General features: G+C 62.0%; 16 protein-coding genes. 3 read left to right on the top strand and 13 right to left on the bottom strand.

What is annotated here, in order from left to right:
- Together B3D39_RS18650 and B3D39_RS18645 are read left to right on the top strand one after the other, a co-directional pair.
- Positions 1 to 759: bifunctional methylenetetrahydrofolate dehydrogenase/methenyltetrahydrofolate cyclohydrolase (locus B3D39_RS18650; protein WP_286789947.1), on the top strand; the 759-nt coding region annotated here is incomplete at its 5' end.
- 105 nt (positions 760 to 864) lie between these two features.
- On the top strand, positions 865 to 1,719 hold the full coding sequence (locus B3D39_RS18645; RefSeq protein WP_274962977.1) for a LytTR family DNA-binding domain-containing protein: 855 nt from the start codon (positions 865 to 867) through the stop codon (positions 1,717 to 1,719).
- Between the two features lie 5 nt (positions 1,720 to 1,724).
- Here B3D39_RS18645 and B3D39_RS18640 read toward each other — a convergent pair whose 3' ends face one another.
- The 13 genes from B3D39_RS18640 to B3D39_RS18580 all read right to left on the bottom strand — a co-directional run bounded on the left by B3D39_RS18640 (position 1,725) and on the right by B3D39_RS18580 (position 13,944).
- Entirely contained in the window at positions 1,725 to 3,035 is a 1,311-nt protein-coding gene (locus tag B3D39_RS18640) for an ATPase (protein WP_274962978.1), read from the bottom strand.
- Positions 3,036 to 3,177: 142 nt separating this feature from the next.
- Positions 3,178 to 3,678 carry a prepilin peptidase gene (locus B3D39_RS18635; RefSeq protein ID WP_078540242.1) on the bottom strand — a complete coding sequence of 167 codons (501 nt, stop codon included), beginning with the start codon at positions 3,676 to 3,678 and terminating at the stop codon, positions 3,178 to 3,180.
- Positions 3,679 to 3,682: 4 nt separating this feature from the next.
- Positions 3,683 to 4,555 carry a tetratricopeptide repeat protein gene (locus tag B3D39_RS18630; RefSeq protein ID WP_134330294.1) on the bottom strand — a complete coding sequence of 291 codons (873 nt, stop codon included), beginning with the start codon at positions 4,553 to 4,555 and terminating at the stop codon, positions 3,683 to 3,685.
- A 27-nt stretch (positions 4,556 to 4,582) separates the two neighbouring features.
- Positions 4,583 to 5,152, bottom strand: a complete 570-nt coding sequence (locus B3D39_RS18625) for a tetratricopeptide repeat protein (protein WP_274962979.1) — start codon at positions 5,150 to 5,152, stop codon at positions 4,583 to 4,585.
- Between the two features lie 4 nt (positions 5,153 to 5,156).
- Positions 5,157 to 6,164, bottom strand: coding sequence for a type II secretion system F family protein (locus tag B3D39_RS18620; protein WP_078571448.1), 1,008 nt, complete (start codon positions 6,162 to 6,164; stop codon positions 5,157 to 5,159).
- A gap of 10 nt (positions 6,165 to 6,174) precedes the next feature.
- Entirely contained in the window at positions 6,175 to 7,134 is a 960-nt protein-coding gene (locus B3D39_RS18615; RefSeq protein ID WP_078521894.1) for a type II secretion system F family protein, read from the bottom strand.
- Between the two features lie 12 nt (positions 7,135 to 7,146).
- On the bottom strand, positions 7,147 to 8,601 hold the full coding sequence (locus B3D39_RS18610; RefSeq protein ID WP_274962980.1) for a CpaF family protein: 1,455 nt from the start codon (positions 8,599 to 8,601) through the stop codon (positions 7,147 to 7,149).
- 19 nt (positions 8,602 to 8,620) lie between these two features.
- On the bottom strand, positions 8,621 to 9,889 hold the full coding sequence (locus B3D39_RS18605; RefSeq protein WP_078521890.1) for an AAA family ATPase: 1,269 nt from the start codon (positions 9,887 to 9,889) through the stop codon (positions 8,621 to 8,623).
- A 261-nt stretch (positions 9,890 to 10,150) separates the two neighbouring features.
- Entirely contained in the window at positions 10,151 to 10,780 is a 630-nt protein-coding gene (locus B3D39_RS18600; RefSeq protein ID WP_078545228.1) for an OmpA family protein, read from the bottom strand.
- A gap of 17 nt (positions 10,781 to 10,797) precedes the next feature.
- Entirely contained in the window at positions 10,798 to 12,189 is a 1,392-nt protein-coding gene (locus B3D39_RS18595; protein WP_078545230.1) for a type II and III secretion system protein family protein, read from the bottom strand.
- Positions 12,190 to 12,399: 210 nt separating this feature from the next.
- Positions 12,400 to 13,314: a Flp pilus assembly protein CpaB gene (cpaB, locus tag B3D39_RS18590; RefSeq protein ID WP_274962981.1), complete on the bottom strand. Its 915-nt coding sequence runs from the start codon at positions 13,312 to 13,314 to the stop codon at positions 12,400 to 12,402.
- 67 nt (positions 13,315 to 13,381) lie between these two features.
- The gene (locus B3D39_RS18585; RefSeq protein ID WP_274962982.1) at positions 13,382 to 13,591 is read right to left on the bottom strand and encodes a hypothetical protein; all 210 of its coding nucleotides are present in this window, start codon (positions 13,589 to 13,591) and stop codon (positions 13,382 to 13,384) included.
- 122 nt (positions 13,592 to 13,713) lie between these two features.
- Complete coding sequence (locus B3D39_RS18580; RefSeq protein ID WP_274962983.1) at positions 13,714 to 13,944, bottom strand: hypothetical protein; 231 nt, start codon at positions 13,942 to 13,944, stop codon at positions 13,714 to 13,716.
- Between the two features lie 354 nt (positions 13,945 to 14,298).
- On the opposite strand from B3D39_RS18580, the gene B3D39_RS18575 reads away from it, so the two are divergent.
- Positions 14,299 to 15,189 carry a lytic transglycosylase domain-containing protein gene (locus tag B3D39_RS18575; RefSeq protein WP_078522119.1) on the top strand — a complete coding sequence of 297 codons (891 nt, stop codon included), beginning with the start codon at positions 14,299 to 14,301 and terminating at the stop codon, positions 15,187 to 15,189.
- Positions 15,190 to 15,211 lie beyond the last annotated feature (22 nt).

Raw genomic sequence — 15,211 nt, 5'->3', positions numbered from 1 at the left:
GTCTATGTGCGCAACAAGGGCAAGCAGACGCTCGAAGCCGGGATGAACTCCTACGAGCACAAGCTGCCCGCGGAGACCTCCGAGGCCGATCTGCTGGCACTGGTCGAAAAGCTCAACGCCGATCCGGCGGTGCATGGCATCCTCGTGCAGCTGCCGTTGCCCGATCATATCGACGAGGAGAAGGTGATCAACTCGATCACCCCCGCGAAGGATGTCGATGGCTTTCATATCCTCAATGTGGGCCTTCTGGGCACCGGCCAGAAATCGATGGTGCCCTGCACGCCGCTGGGCTGCCTGATGATGCTGCGCGACCAGCTGGGCAGCCTCTCGGGGCTGAATGCCGTCGTGGTGGGCCGGTCGAACATCGTCGGCAAGCCGATGGCGCAACTGCTGCTGCGCGAGAGCTGCACAGTCACGATCGCGCATAGCCGCACCAAGGATCTCGCCGATGTCTGCCGGGGCGCCGATATCCTCGTCGCCGCCGTGGGCCGCCCGCGCATGATCCCGGGCGACTGGGTGAAGCCCGGCGCGACCGTGATCGATGTCGGTATCAACCGGATCGACGCGCCCGAGAAGGGCGAGGGCAAGACCCGGCTGGTCGGCGATGTCGATTTCGACAGCGCCAAGGAGGTCGCGGGCGCGATCACCCCGGTGCCGGGCGGGGTCGGTCCGATGACCATCGCGTGCCTTCTGGCCAACACCGTGACCGCGTGCTGCCGCGCGAACAATCTGCCCGAACCTGAGGGTTTGACTGCCTGACAAAGGTAGGTAAGGATTTCCACAGGTTGGGTGGGGTAAGCGGCCTTTGCCGTTGTCGGAACCGTAACGCTTGCGTTACCCAAGCGTCATTGGGGCGTGACGGCAATGGCAGGTTTCTGGAAAACATACTGGCGGGCATTGAAGATCCCGGCTCTGCCGGTGATCTGGGTCGTGGCATCGCTATTCGGCATCGTGGCCGGACCGTTCAACACTCTCGAATCCATGTCGCTCGGTGCGCGCGTGATTTTCTGGCCGCTCAGTGTCGCGGTCGGCATCCTGATTGGCGCGGCGATCCGCATTTTCGTGCGGCGGAAGCTGGGTTTGCGCCGGTTCCGCTACGAGGCGCCCACGCTTGCCGGCCTTTCCGCTTTGGTACTGACTGTGCCGCTTTACCTGCTCGTTCTGCTGCTTGCGGCGAAGCCCAACTTCCGGGGGTTCGAGATATTCCACATGGCGGGCTATATCCTCGGCCTCTCGATGGCGGGCTCCACCCTGCGGCACTGGATGGCGCCTCAGCAGGGGCGTCCGAAGCGGACGCAGGAGGCTCCAGTGGACGCTGCGCCGAATGAGACCCGCCGGGACGTGAAGGCAGCGGGTAAGGTGGCTCTGTCTTCGCCCACGCCGCGTTTGCTTTATCGGCTCGAGCCTGACCTGCGCGCACCGCTGATCCGCCTCGCGGTGAATGACCACTATGTCGACGTGGTGACCGAAGCCGGGGAGACGAGCCTGTTGATCCGGCTTGCCGATGCGATCGCCGAGACCGAGGGCACGTCGGGCCTGCAGGTCCATCGCTCGCATTGGGTGGCGCGCGATGCGGTGCGCGGGTTGCGCAAAGAAAAGGGACGGGTCTTCCTGCAGATGGCCGACGGCGAAGAAGTGCCCGTCTCGCGCACCTATCAGCCGCAGGTCGAGTCGGCACGGTTCCGCGCGCCCGGTGCAGATGGGATGGCCGCCCAGTAACGCCCTTAGTGGACGATCACCTCGTCTCTGACGAACATGTTGTCCCAGGCGCGATCCACCAGCTCCGGCGTCATCTGATAAGGGATGCCCTCGAATTCGCAGATCGAGATCATCTGGTCGATCAGGAAGATCGGCTGATAGTTCGCGTAGATATTGTCGATCGTCGGGTATTTGACCTTGAGGAGATGCAGCAGCGCCTTCTCGTCGAGCGGCACGTTGCGCTTCTTCGCCATCATCTGGAAGATCTTGAGATAGTCGGACTGGTTCGGCCCGTCGATCTTGATCTTGAAAAAGATACGACGCAGCGCCGCCTTATCGAAGATCTCGTTCGGGTGGAAGTTGGTCGAGAAGATCACGAGCGTGTCGAAAGGTACCTCGAATTTCTCGCCCGATTGCAGCGAGAGGATATCGCGGTTCTCTTCCAGCGGAACGATCCAGCGGTTCACCAGCTTCTGCGGCGGTTCGGCCTGACGGCCAAGGTCGTCCACGATGAAGACGCCGCCCGCCGATTTGAACTGCAGCGGCGCGGTATAGGTGCGCGCGGTCGCGTTGTATTTCAGGTCGAGCATGTCGAGCGAAAGTTCACCGCCGGTGATCACGGTCGGGCGCTCGCAATAGACGTAGCGCTGGTCGAACTGCATCCCGCGCTTGCGCAGCGAGGTGGGATCGTCTTCCTCGACCGGAACGGGGGTGTGTACGATCGGGTCGTAGACGGTGATGATCTGACCCGCATATTCGATGGCGCGGGGGATGAAGATATTGTCGCCGATCGCGTCGCGGATGCCGTTCGAGATCGAGGATTTCCCGTTGCCGGGCGGGCCGTACATCAGGATCGAGCGCCCCGAGGAGACCGCCGGGCCAAGCTGACCGATCAGGTCGGGCGGCAGGATCAGGTGGCCCATCGCGCCCAGAAGCTGCTGGCGGGTCAGCTGGATGTTGCGGATCGACTGGCGCTTCACCTGTTCACGATAGACGGTCAGCGGCACCGGCATCGCGCCGTAATATTCCGACTGCGCCAGCGCATCGAGCGCGCGCGCCTTGCCGGTGTCGGATAGCTGGAAGCCCATCTCGCCGCCGGAATTGGCGTGCAGCGTGCCCATCGCCTCCAACAGGCCCTGCTTGCGGCACATGTCGATCAGGTCCTGCACCATCGTCATCGGAAGGCAGACCAGCTTGGACAGCGCAGAGGCCGTGTCCGTATTGGTGCGGAACATCGTCTTGAGCAGGATGTCCCGCATCATCACGACGTTCAGCCCGGTTTCCTCCAGCGCGCGCGGCGGGGCCGGGGCGATGACATTCGAGGTCATCATGTTCATCTGGCGCGTCCTCTCGGCTGTGCACCCCGCTTTGGTCCTGCGCGGGGGCTAAGATCGGTCCGGGCCAATCTTGCCGGTGATTGTGGCCAAATGTTGGAAAAACCGGGTAATCGCCGCGATACCCGATCGGGAGGCTGAACAATCAGCCCAACGCCACGAGCAGCAGATACGCCCAGAGCGTGCCGACCAGCGCCAGCCCCATCGGGAAGTCCTTGCGCTTCCAACTCACCCAGTCGGGCGTGGCCTTCACCACGGCGGGGATTGCGCGAAAGATCCGGTGCGCGGCAAAGGCCGCAAGCAGGAAGGCGCAGAGCAGGAACATCGTCAGCTGCACGTCGAACAGCTCATGCGAGAAGAACGGCGCGGCGGCGGCTGCGAATTTCGCGTCGCCCGCACCGAAATGCGCGATCTGGTTCAGGATGTAGCCGATCACGAAGACGACCAGCGCATGGCTCCACCGCCAGGCATAGACGTCGATCGGCAAGAGGAACGGCCCCGCGAAAGCGAAGATCACCAGAAGCGCCAGCACCGCCTTGTTGCGGATCTTCATGTATTTGAGATCGGTGAAGACCACCCAGGCGCAAACCGGGGTGATCAGCACCAGAAAGATCAGCGCCGAGAGGGGCGGGGCGAGACCGAGCATCCTCTTAGCCTTTCAGCGCGCTCGACGATCCCTGATCGAGCGCCTTCAGCGCCCGGTCGGCCTCCGCGAAATACTGCGGATTGGTGTCGATCGCGTCTTGCAACAGCGTCTTGCCGATATTGACGTCGCCGCGCTTCACCGCGGCCAGACCCGCCGTATACAGAAGCTGTGCGCGTTCCGTCTGGGTCATGTCGATCACGGGCAGGTCGTATTTGCCCTGACTGGCCCGCGCGAGCACAAGGTTGTTCTTCGTGGTGAAGCGGGTCGGATCGTAGGTGAGCGCTTCCTTGAACAGCTTCTCGGCGCCTGCGGCATCGCCGCGGCTGAGCTTGGAGAAGCCCCAGTTGTTGTAGATGCCCGCGGGCTTCGTGGTCAGGCCCGCCGCGGTCTCGTAGAAGCTGTCGGCCTTCTTCCACTGTTTCTCGCTATCGGCCACCATCGCTTCGAGGCGGTAGCGGTCATAGGTCTCATGCGTCGGCGGCACGGTGTTCAGCGTGGCCTTCGCCCCGGCCCAGTCATTCGAACGGATCTGCGCCTCGGCCAGCGACACGCGGTCGTCATTGGTCGCGCCCGGCATCGTGAGAACCTCTTGCCAGACCTTCACAGCCTGCACGGGCTTTTGCGCGCGCACCAGGGATTTCGCGAGCCCACGCTTGGCGTCGATCCGATCGGGATGGTCGTTGGACAGCCGGGTGAAATAGGTCACGGCCTCGTTCGGATCGGCGACCGTCAGCATGATGTCGGTAAGGTTGGTCTCATCGACGGCATTCACGCTTTTCATCGCGCGGGCGACTTCGGCGTCGCTGTTATTGCCCATACAGCCGGAGAGAGTCATCGCGCAGCCAGCCAAGGCTGCCAGAAAGATCGGGTGGCGCATGTTACCTGCGTCCTTTTTGCTCGAGCCTCAGTGCTTCGTCAGCAGCAGGTAGTCACCGACCCCTTTCCTGACGAGCGTGAACTGCTTGTCCTGTGGCGCAGCGTAACCCGGCTCTTCTATTTTTGCGAGCGCCCGCTTTAGGTTTTGCTTGATCGCGTCCGATTGGCCACTGTCCAGCGCGAAGGCGAGTTTGAAGACGCGCGCGGCTTCGGCGTATTTGCCGCGCTCCATCAGAACGACGCCAAGGTTGTTCCACGCCGGCACGAAGGTCTGATCGGCCTCGGTCGCACGGCGCAGCATCTGTTCGGCTTGGTTCAGGCGCCCCAGTTTCAGGTCGGCCGAACCGATGCCCGAGAGGATTTCCGCCGTCGCGCCATGCTGGCCCGCCGCGCGGTAATAGGCTTTCAGAGCAAGCTCGTATTCGCCCGCGTCCATCAGCCGATGACCGACGAGAAGCCCGTCGACCGCCTCCGCACCGGGTTTCGTTCCGGGGGCGAAAGCGCCCCGTTTCTCAGCCGAAAGGCCGCCCGGGTTGCAGGCGGCCAGTGCGGTTACTGTCAGCGCGGCCAGTATCAGGCCGCGGCGCTTTGGGATCATACCGTCAAATGCCCATATTCCTGAAGTTCTCAAGCATATCATGGATCGACGGGCCAACAAGAATGATCAGAAGCGGCGGCACGGTGAACATCATCGTGCCCAGCGTCATCTTGGTGGGGATTTTGTTGGCGGCTTCCTCGGCGCGCATGATCCGCTTGTCGCGCATGTCGGCGGCATAGAGGCGCAGGGCCTCGGCGATCGAGGTGCCGAATTGCTGCGACTGGATCATCACGGTCACGAAGCTCGCGATATCCGGCACGCCCGAGCGTTCGCCGAAATTGCGTAGCACGGTCGACTTGTCGAGACCGGCCTTGATCTCGTGGGCGACCATCGCGAATTCCTCCGACAGCGCCGGGTAGGATTTGTTCAGCTCTTTCGAGACCCGGATGATCCCCTGATCGAGCGATTGGCCCGCCTCGACGCAGACCAGCAGCATGTCGAGCGAGTCCGGGAAACCGTTCTGCATCTCGTCAGTGCGCGCTTTCACGCGCTTGTTCACCCAATATTTCGGGCCGTAATAGCCGACGCCCCCGGGGCCGAGCACCCAGAGCACCGTGCCCAGCATCCCCATGCTTTGCCCCTCGGGCGCGCCGGAGTTGTAGAGAACGACATAAAGCGAGCCGAGCGCGAGCAGGCCGATGCCCGCCGCGAACTGGACCGCGTGGAAGGTGCGCACGGCATTCGGGCCGCGATAGCCGGCCGATTGCAGCCATTTCCGCGATTCTGAGAGTTCCTCGGCGTTTTGCGGCTCGAGGAAGGCCGAGTATTTCTGCAGCTTGTCGCTCTGGGTGTCGCGCAGCTTCTGGTTCGTTTTATCCGCGTTGCCGCCGGTATTCTGGCGCGGCTGGCGCGGGGCTTTCCCGCGGATCTTGTCGAACGGATCCTCGCGCTTCTTCAGGAGCGCAGGGATCGCGGCGAGCACCAGAAGCCCGCCGAGCGCTGCCAGAGCGATCATCGGACCCATCGGCCCGAGCGCATCGGTCAGCAGCTGGTTGATGGCAGCGAAATCCATTGGGCTCTCCTCAGACCTTGATGGTTGTCATGACCTTCATGAAGATCACGTTGGCGCCGAGTAGCAGGAACACCACGATGGCGGCCGGAATGAAGGCGGCGGTCGTTTTGACCTCGTCGTAATAGTCGGGTGAGACGACCTGAATGATCACCATCACCACGACGGGGAAGGCCGACAGAAAGATGCCCGACCAGCGCGGCTCTGCGGTGATCGCCTTCACGCGGCGGAACAGCCGGAAGCGCGAGCGGATGACCTTCGACAGACCTTCGAGAACTTCGGCGAGGTTGCCGCCCGAGGTCTGCTGGATCGACACGGCGACCGCGAGGAAGCGCAGATCCTGCATATCCAGACGTTCGGCCATTTCCGAGATGGCCTCGGCCACGTTGCGCCCATAGGCGGCCTCGTCGGCGATGATGCCGAACTCGGTGCCCATCGGATCGGGGATTTCGCGTGCGACGGCCTGGATCGCGGAGGCCAGGGGGTGACCTACGCGCAAGCTGCGCACCATCAGTTCCACCGCATCGGGAAGTTGCTCCTCCATCAGCGCCATGCGCTTCTTGGCCTTCGAGCTGACCCAGAAGAACACGCCGCCCACACCCATAAAGAGCGCGAGGAAGATACGGATGAAGAGCCCCGCCTGCGAGGCCACCGTGAGCGCGATGAAAGCGGCGAAACAGGCGAAGGCCATGATGCCGATCAGGGCCATCGGCGAGAAGGCTATATTGCCCTTCTGCGCCTTGTCGGCCAGCAGCGAATAGAGCGGGATCGAGCGCGCGTCGTTATGCTGCGTCGCTTCCTTGCGCAGACGTTCGAGTACCTCTTCGCGCCGCTCACCCTTGTTGAGCATCTCGAGGCGGCGATTGACCCGCTTGTTGAGCGAGATCGATTTGCCGAAGAACAGCAGATAGACGCCTTCGACAAGCAGCAGCACTGCGACGAAGATCAGCAGGTAGATAATGGGGGTCGCCATGGCGGGGTGTCCTTAGTCCTGCACGGGTTCGTAGATCGAAGCCGGCAGGTCGTAGCCCCATTGCCGGAACCGATCGGAATAATGCGAGCGCACGCCGGTCGCGGTGAAGCGCCCGATGATCTTGCCGTCGGGGGCGAGGCCGAGACGCTCGTAGCGGAAGACTTCCTGCATCGAGATCACGTCGCCTTCCATGCCGGTGACCTCCGTCACCGAGACCATGCGGCGCGAGCCGTCCTGCAGGCGCGAGGCCTGCACGATCAGGTTCACAGCCGACGCGATCTGGCTACGCATCGCCTTCATCGGCATCTCGATGCCCGACATCGAGATCATGTTTTCCAGACGCGCCACGCCGTCACGGGCGGAGTTCGCGTGGATCGTGGTCATCGACCCGTCGTGGCCGGTGTTCATGGCCTGCAACATGTCGATGACTTCCTCGCCGCGCGTTTCGCCGACGATGATACGGTCGGGACGCATCCGCAGCGCGTTCCTGAGACAGTCGCGCTGCGTGACCGCGCCCTTGCCTTCGACGTTCGGCGGACGGCTTTCCATCCGGCCCACATGGGTCTGTTGCAGCTGAAGTTCGGCCGTGTCCTCGATCGTCAAAATCCGCTCGGCGTTGTCGATGAAGGACGACAGCGCGTTGAGCGTCGTCGTCTTACCCGAGCCCGTCCCGCCCGAGACGATCACGTTGAGACGCGTCGCGACGGCGGCTTGCAGATAGGCCGCCATTTCCTCGGTGAAGGCACCGTAATTGACGAGATCGTCGATCCCGAGCTTGTCCTTCTTGAACTTACGAATGGAGACGAGCGAGCCGTCCACCGCGATCGGCGGTACCATCGCGTTGAAACGCGAGCCGTCAGCGAGACGGGCGTCGACGTAAGGGTTGGATTCATCGACGCGACGACCCACGGCCGACACGATCTTGTCGATGATGCGCAGCAGGTGGCGTTCATCCTTGAAGGTGATGTCGCTCAGTTCGAGCTTGCCATCGCGTTCGATGAAGATCTGCTGCGGGCCGTTGACCAGAATATCGTTGACGGTCTCATCCTTGAGCAGCGGCTCGAGCGGGCCGAGGCCCATGACCTCGTCGTAAAGCTCCTGCTGCAGCGCCTGGCGGTCCTGCGCGTTCAGCGCGACCGAAAGCTCGGTCATCGCCTCGGCGGTGATGTCGGCGATCTCCGCGCGCAGCTCGCGTTCCGAGGCGTGCTCGAGCGCGGCGAGGTTCAGGTTCTCCAGCAGACGCTTGTGCAGCTCCACCTTGAGTTCCTGAAGGCGCTGCTTGCGCTTCTTTTCCTTGTCGACGGCCACTGGATCGGCAGCGACCTTCGCGGGGCCCATCTTGCGATGCACCTGCGTTTTCGGCGCAGCGTCGATCGGCGGCGGCTTGGCGGCACCGGGCGCGGGCGGCGGGGGGGCGGCCTTGCCGTTGGTGGGCTTTGCCCCGTCTTTCTTGTAGCGCGAAAACATCTGGACGTGTCCTTTCGGGTCAGGCGGCCGCTTCGACGGCTTCGTTCAGCTCCACCAGCGAGCCGGCAAGCTTCTGGAATTCCTTGCGCAGCGGCACTTTCGGCGCAGAGAGCGCCAGCGGAAGCCCGTGGTCGTTGGCCTGCGTGATCTGCTTGCCGCCATCGCTCATCAGCAGTTCGAGCGAGATATCGAGGCTCTCAGCCAGTCGCTTCACGCGCGCCTTGCCGTTGAGATCGGTGAATTTCGGTGCGCGGTTGAGCACGTAGCGCAGCTTCTCGGTCGGCAGCCCTTCGGATTTCAGAGCACGCTGCATCCGCAGCACGTTCTGGGCCGAGCGCATGTCCAGCTCGATCAGCGCGAAGTAGAGATGCGCCTTGTTCAGCACCGTCTCGGTCCAGCTGACCACGGTCGAGGGCATGTCGATCACGACGAAATCGTAATGCGCGCGCGCCATGTCGATCAGGCGCTCCAGATCCTCGCCGCTCAGCAGATCGAGCGGCAGCATGTCGGTCGGCGCGGTCAGCACATCAAGCTTGTCGTTGAAGCTGAGCATCGCCTGCCGGAAGGTTTCCTTATCCATATGCTCGGTATCGGCGAGCATCTCGTAGATCACCTCGCGGCGCGGCAGGTCGAGATAGGTCGCCGCAGCGCCGAATTGCAGGTCGAGATCGAGCAGGCAGACCTTCGGCGAGGTCGACGGCGCTTTCTTCTTCTTTTTGCCGTCGTGGATCGTCGCCATTTCCCAGGCGAGGTTCATCGCGAAGGTGCTCGCGCCGACACCGCCGGACAGGCCGTGGACCGGAAGAACGACACCATCATGGTTGCCGGTCGCCGCAAAGGTCGGGGCGTGCATGGGGGTCGACATCTCGGGTGGGGGCGCGGCTTGGCCCAGACGCTCGATCGCGTCATGGAGCGCACCTTCGGGAAGCGGGTAGGGGACGAAATCATCGGCCCCGAGGCGCAGCAGCTGATGCAGCGCGATCGGGCTGACCTCGTCGGCGATCAGGATGACGCGAATATTACGGTCCTTCGCCTCGGTGATGATGCCGGAGATCTTGGTCAGTTCGTCCTCGTCTTCGCCATCCACGGCAATCGCGATGAACTCGAGCTGTTCCGCATCGGGTTGGCTCAGGAAGATTGCCGCTTCGTCAAAGGTAAGGTCGCCCCAGCTTTCACCAAGCTCGGTCTCCATATCCTCGATCAACAGGTCGAAATTCGACACATCGCGTGACACGGTGCACGCCTGAATCGGGGCCGGCTCCGAAGTCATGATAGCTGCTGCAGTCATTGCCTCTGTCCTCTTTTTCGTGACCCGCGGCGGGGTTCGGTTAACTCTGTTGCTACGCCGCAGACCGGACGCGACTCGCTGGACGCGCCTATTCCGTCGAGGATCAATCTCGTTTCCAATCTGGGCGACATTGGGGCCAGACTGTTTCAATTGTGGGATAAAGAGAGACGATAAAGAAAAACGGCGGGCTTTGTTGAAAGCGCCCGCCGTTCGGTACTGTGTCGTCTCGCCGCAGCGAGACAAATAGGTGAATCCAGAGCCTTAGTTGCCTTCGCCCCCGGCGCTCGCCGAGGCGATGTAGTCGCGATAGATCACCGCCGCGTACTTGCCGTCGAGCAGCATCGGTTTGCCCTTGGTCACGAAACCCGAGACCTCGGTGACGGTGCGGCGATTCTGTTCGTTCGGAGCCTGCGTGTAGACCAGCGGATGCGTTTCGCCGTAGGACACGAGCGCCTCGAGCCGCGAGCGGGAGATGCCCTGCGCGACGAGGAAATTCACCACGGCCCGCGCGCGCCGCAGCCCCAGAGCCTTGTTGTAAGCGTTGGAGCCGACGAGGTCGGTGTGTCCGTAGACGCGGAAGCGCACTTCCGGGTTCTGCCGGATCCAGTTTGCCTGCATCAGCAGCGCATTGCGCGCCTGCGCATCGAGCACCGAAGAGTTGAAGGCGAAGTGCACCGTGTTGGGCACGTCAGCGGCGAATTTGCGCGTCATGTTGATGACGTAGCTTTGGCTGCCGCTCATCATCGCCTGATTCTGCGCGATGGCCGAGCCGAAGCCCAGCGACCCTTCCGTGGTCGAGCCGACCTCCGAGTTGAAGGTCTTGGTGCCTTCCGAACAGCCAGCCAGCACGGCCATGGTGCCGACGGTGATCGCGAGAGTGCGTAGTTTCATGTTTCCAGCCATCTCGCTCACTCCATCACATAGCCATAGGAGCCGGAGAAGTCCTGCTTGGCGACTTCCGCGGCAGGGCCTTTTTGCGGCGCTTTGCCGCCCGAGGTTCTGCCGTTGAGGAACAGCTCGGACTCGGTTGGCGGCTTCAGGCGATCCGTCGGCAGCGCCAGCGTGTCACCCTTGACGGGCGAGACAAGATGCGGCGTCACGATGATCACCAGTTCGGATTGCTTGCGTTCGAATTCGGTCGAGCGGAACAGCGCGCCGAGCACCGGAACATCGCCGAGCCACGGGATCTGGCCCACGGAATCGTTGAAGTCGTCCTGAAGGAGGCCCGCGATCGCGAAGCTTTCGCCGTCGCGCATCTCAACCGTGGTCGAGGTCGAGCGTTTCTTGAAGGCGCTGACGTTGAACGTACCACTCGTATAACCGTTCGCCGTGTCGATCGAGGAGACCGAGGCGGCGATTTCGAGGTTGATCACGTCGCCGTCCACTACACGCGGCGTGAAGGACATCTCGACGCCGAAGGGTTTGTACTGGATCGAGACATCGCCGTTGTTGAGCACCGGGATCGGATATTCGCCACCGGCGAGGAAGTCTGCGGACTGGCCGGAAAGCGCCGTCAGGTTCGGTTCCGCGAGGGTGCGCACCACGCCTTTGTTTTCCAGCGCTTGGATGAGAACGCCCAGCTGGAACGTGCCGCGGCCGATGCCAATGCCGATCCCGTTGTCGTAGGTCTGCGCGGGTGCGGTTGCGGTGGTGGTCCTCGTGCCTCCGAAGCCCGCACCCGCGCCCAAGGTTCCGTTCGGCCCAACGCTTGCATTGATTGAGGAGCTGAGGCTTTTGGCGACCGAGCGCTGCATCTCTGCGAAGCGCACTTTCAGCATGACCTGCTGCGTACCGCCGACCATCATCAGGTTCGACACCCGGTCCGGCGCGTAGCGATTGGCCAGTTCCAGCGCGCGGCTGAGTTTCTGCGCCGAGGAGACCGTGCCCGAAAGGACGATCCCGTCATTCGCAGTGCGGACCTGGATGTTCTCGCCCGGCAGAATCTGTTTGAGGCGTTCCTTGAACTCCGCGAGGTCCGGGGTCACCTGAACGTCGACATTCGAAACCAGCTTGCCGTCGGCACCAAGGATCGTCAGCGTCGTCCGGCCCGGCACCTTGCCCAGCACGTAGATCGAACGATCCGAAAGGGTCTGGATGTCTGCGATGCCGGGGTTGGCGATCGAGAGTTCCGAAAACGGCGTGTCGCTTTCCACGACCACCGCGCGGTTCAACGGAACCGTCAGCGGAGCTTGAGTTGCCCCGGACAGAATCCGCAACGTGTCTGCTTGCGCCGGGCTCATCACCGCGACGCTCAGCGCCATGCCGCATAGGCAGGCCTGCATTAAGGTTTTCAATTTCATCTGTGATCCTGCCTCTCCGATCACGCCACTCGCAAATCTTTTGTCTGCTTAGGGACTGTTTTGGTCCATTATTGCAAAGGAGAATGCGCCAAGACCTGTTTTTTTGCAAGAATCAATGGATTGAGCGGCGTTCTTGATGTGGATAAACGGTCACATGTGAAAGCGGGGCCCCGTAGGACCCCGCGCAAATGACTGATATTTGTCATTTATTTAGTTCGTGCAGGGGATCGGTGTCTCGACGACGTCCGTGCCCTTACGGGTCTTGATCGTGCAAACCTCTGCCTTCTCGACCTTCTTGGCCTCTTGCTTCTGGATCCCAAGCAGCTCGTCACGGTTGATTTCGATCTGGCTCACCTGTTCAGTGTTCGAAAGCCCGACGAGCGACAGCGTGATGTTCCCCGTGTTCTGCGCGAGCGTCAGAGCCGCGACCTGCTCGGGGCTGACTTCAGCGGTGACCGAGCGCGCGATCTGCGTGGCGTTGCTGCGGTCCGGATCGGTGCTTTGATCGATCGCGATCAGTTTGAGATTGGTGTCGATCAGTTTGGTCACCGGTTCGCCATTGATCGTACCCGACCAGTAGACGTCAACAAGGTCACCCGGGCGCAGGAATCCCGAGACCGCCGAGGTCGACGAGACCTGGATCGTAAAGGCACGGCGGTTGTCGGGCAGGCTTGCCATGATGCCCGCGTTTTCGCCGGGCTTGGTCACGCGATCCGACAGGATGACTTCTCGCCCCGTCACCGTCCGCATGGATGCGCGGCTTTTCGTTTCACCCTCGAGGAATACGGCATGTTCCGCTTCCGGGGTTCCGGCTTTCGCAATAACTGCACGGAAGGCCGTCGGCGGGATTGCGTTGGCCTGCATCTTGATGACTGCCAAATCCTCAGCTTTGAAGTGTTCTCCGTATTTCATCGAGTGGCGCGCGATGACCACGTCGCCGAGTTTCGGAGCGTTCTGCTGCATTTCGGCCAAATGATCGCGTTCCGCTTGGAACTGTGAGATTTGTCCCTGCGCCATCATCACGGCGACACCAGCGAGGCCGACACCGGCCACGAGAAAAAGAACAAAAATCAGTCGCATCGCTTCATCCTTCTGTTTTTTGATCGGCGACAATCCTGCGATCAAGGCTGTTTATTGCAGGCCAAAGTGGCGAAATGTTGGCGTATTCGAAGTCAAGCTGTGGAAGTGGCCGTCAAAGTTCATCTTCTGCGAAGACAGTTTTAACTTCTTGCCCGTCAACAAATGTCGCAATCTTTCCGGAAACTTCGGCGGTTTGCTGCCAGATCAGGATGGTCGCGATGAAGCCGAACGAGACGACCGCTGAAACCAAAACCACCCAATCCACTGTAACGGCGCCATCTTCCTCTCGGAATATGCGCGCTGCTTTTGAGGCATGTCTCATGTCCTGTTCCGCTTTCCAAAAAGGTTTCGGGCGCAACGGTCGACTCAACGGTCTCCACGCCCTTTAAAATGAAAGGCCGCCCGATTTTCGAGCGGCCCAACTCTTGTACTGGCTGACTAGGCTCACTTGCCGTCGTCGGTGAAGCCGGATTCTGCGGCAGTGAAGTTCTCGGAGACTTCGGCGCCGTCAAGGTAGGTCGCGATCTTGCCGCTGAGCTCGCCCGTCTGGGTGCGGATCAGCGCCATTGCAGCAGCGCCGAGGCCGACGACAGCAGCGGTCAGCACAACCCAGTCAACGGTCACAGCGCCGTCTTCTTCGTCGTGGAACTTCTTGATTTTGAAAAACTTCATCATGGTGTCTCTCCTAAGGTTTGTCTCTGCCCCGCGGTCTCGGTTGGCGTCCGTGCCGGTTTCCGTCTCGCGGTATGGGGACATATGGCCCCCGGAACGTGGCGCGATTTGGGCGCATCGCAGGCGATTTCGCGAAAATGAAAATCCTGCCTGACGAAGTCGCTAAGTCATTGTTAATTAAAGAAACAAAAATCTGACTTTTTGTGAGATTTGCATTTTGCGTCCGAGTTTCGGCCGCTAAACCACGATTCGTCGGCCCGAAAACGGCGGATTTTCTGGAATTTTTCCGGGTTTTCAGGGATAGTCGGGCGAAAGCGGCCCTCGAGAGCCGCGTGAGGCAGTGAGCAGGTGGCGCAGATGCGCAAGGTTTTCGCAGGGATTCTCTGCAGTGCGATGGTGGCCGTGGTCGCGCCCGTGGGGGCCGAGCCTGCAGCCCCCGTCTTCAAGAGCGTGAAGCCCAAGACGGTCAAGCCGCCTGCGCCCGGCACCAAGCGCTTCATCACGATCCAGATCGATCCCGAGGAACAGAAGCGCCAGCTTGCCGCGATGGCGAAGCAGCCTTGGGAGCCGGAAACAGCGCCTGCCAAAGACGACAGCGCGACGGGCGATGCACCCGCCTCTACGCCCACGCCGCGCGCGCCTGCGCATTACGCTTGGTATTGGAACAAGGTCTCGCCGCGCCTTGGAGAGCGGGCGGGGCGGTTCGATCAGGCGATCTCCGCGCTGTCGCAAGGGCCGAAGGGCACTCGGGTGCGCGAGCCGCGGCTCAACGATCTCGCGAAGATCGCGCGCGCTCATGGCACCGATATCCTGCGCTCCACCATCGGAACCGAAGTTTCGCCCGCGCTGGTGCTGGCGATGATCTCGGTGGAATCCGGCGGGCGCTTCGACGCGCAAAGCCATGCGGGGGCCGTGGGGCTGATGCAGCTGATACCGGCCACGGCCGAGCGGTTCGACGTCGCAGACAGCAAGGACCCCGCGCAGAACATCGCGGGCGGGGTGAGCTATCTCGACTGGCTGATGAAGGAATTCGACCGCGATCCGCTGATGGTCATCGCCGCCTATAACGCAGGCGAGAACGCGGTGAAGAAGAATGACGGTGTACCGCCCTATGCGGAGACGCGCGACTATGTGCCGAAGGTGCTGGCGGCGTGGAACGTGGCGCGGGGGCTCTGTGCGACGCGCCCGCAGCTGGTGAGCGACGGCTGCGTCTTCCAGGTCACCCAAATGGCAAAGAGCGGCCCCTGAGGGCCGCTCTCTTCGTCTCTAG

This window comes from Thioclava sp. UBA3469 (genome assembly GCF_002378135.1).
Classification (GTDB): domain Bacteria; phylum Pseudomonadota; class Alphaproteobacteria; order Rhodobacterales; family Rhodobacteraceae; genus Thioclava; species Thioclava sediminum.
This window is presented reverse-complemented; position numbering and strand designations above follow the sequence as displayed.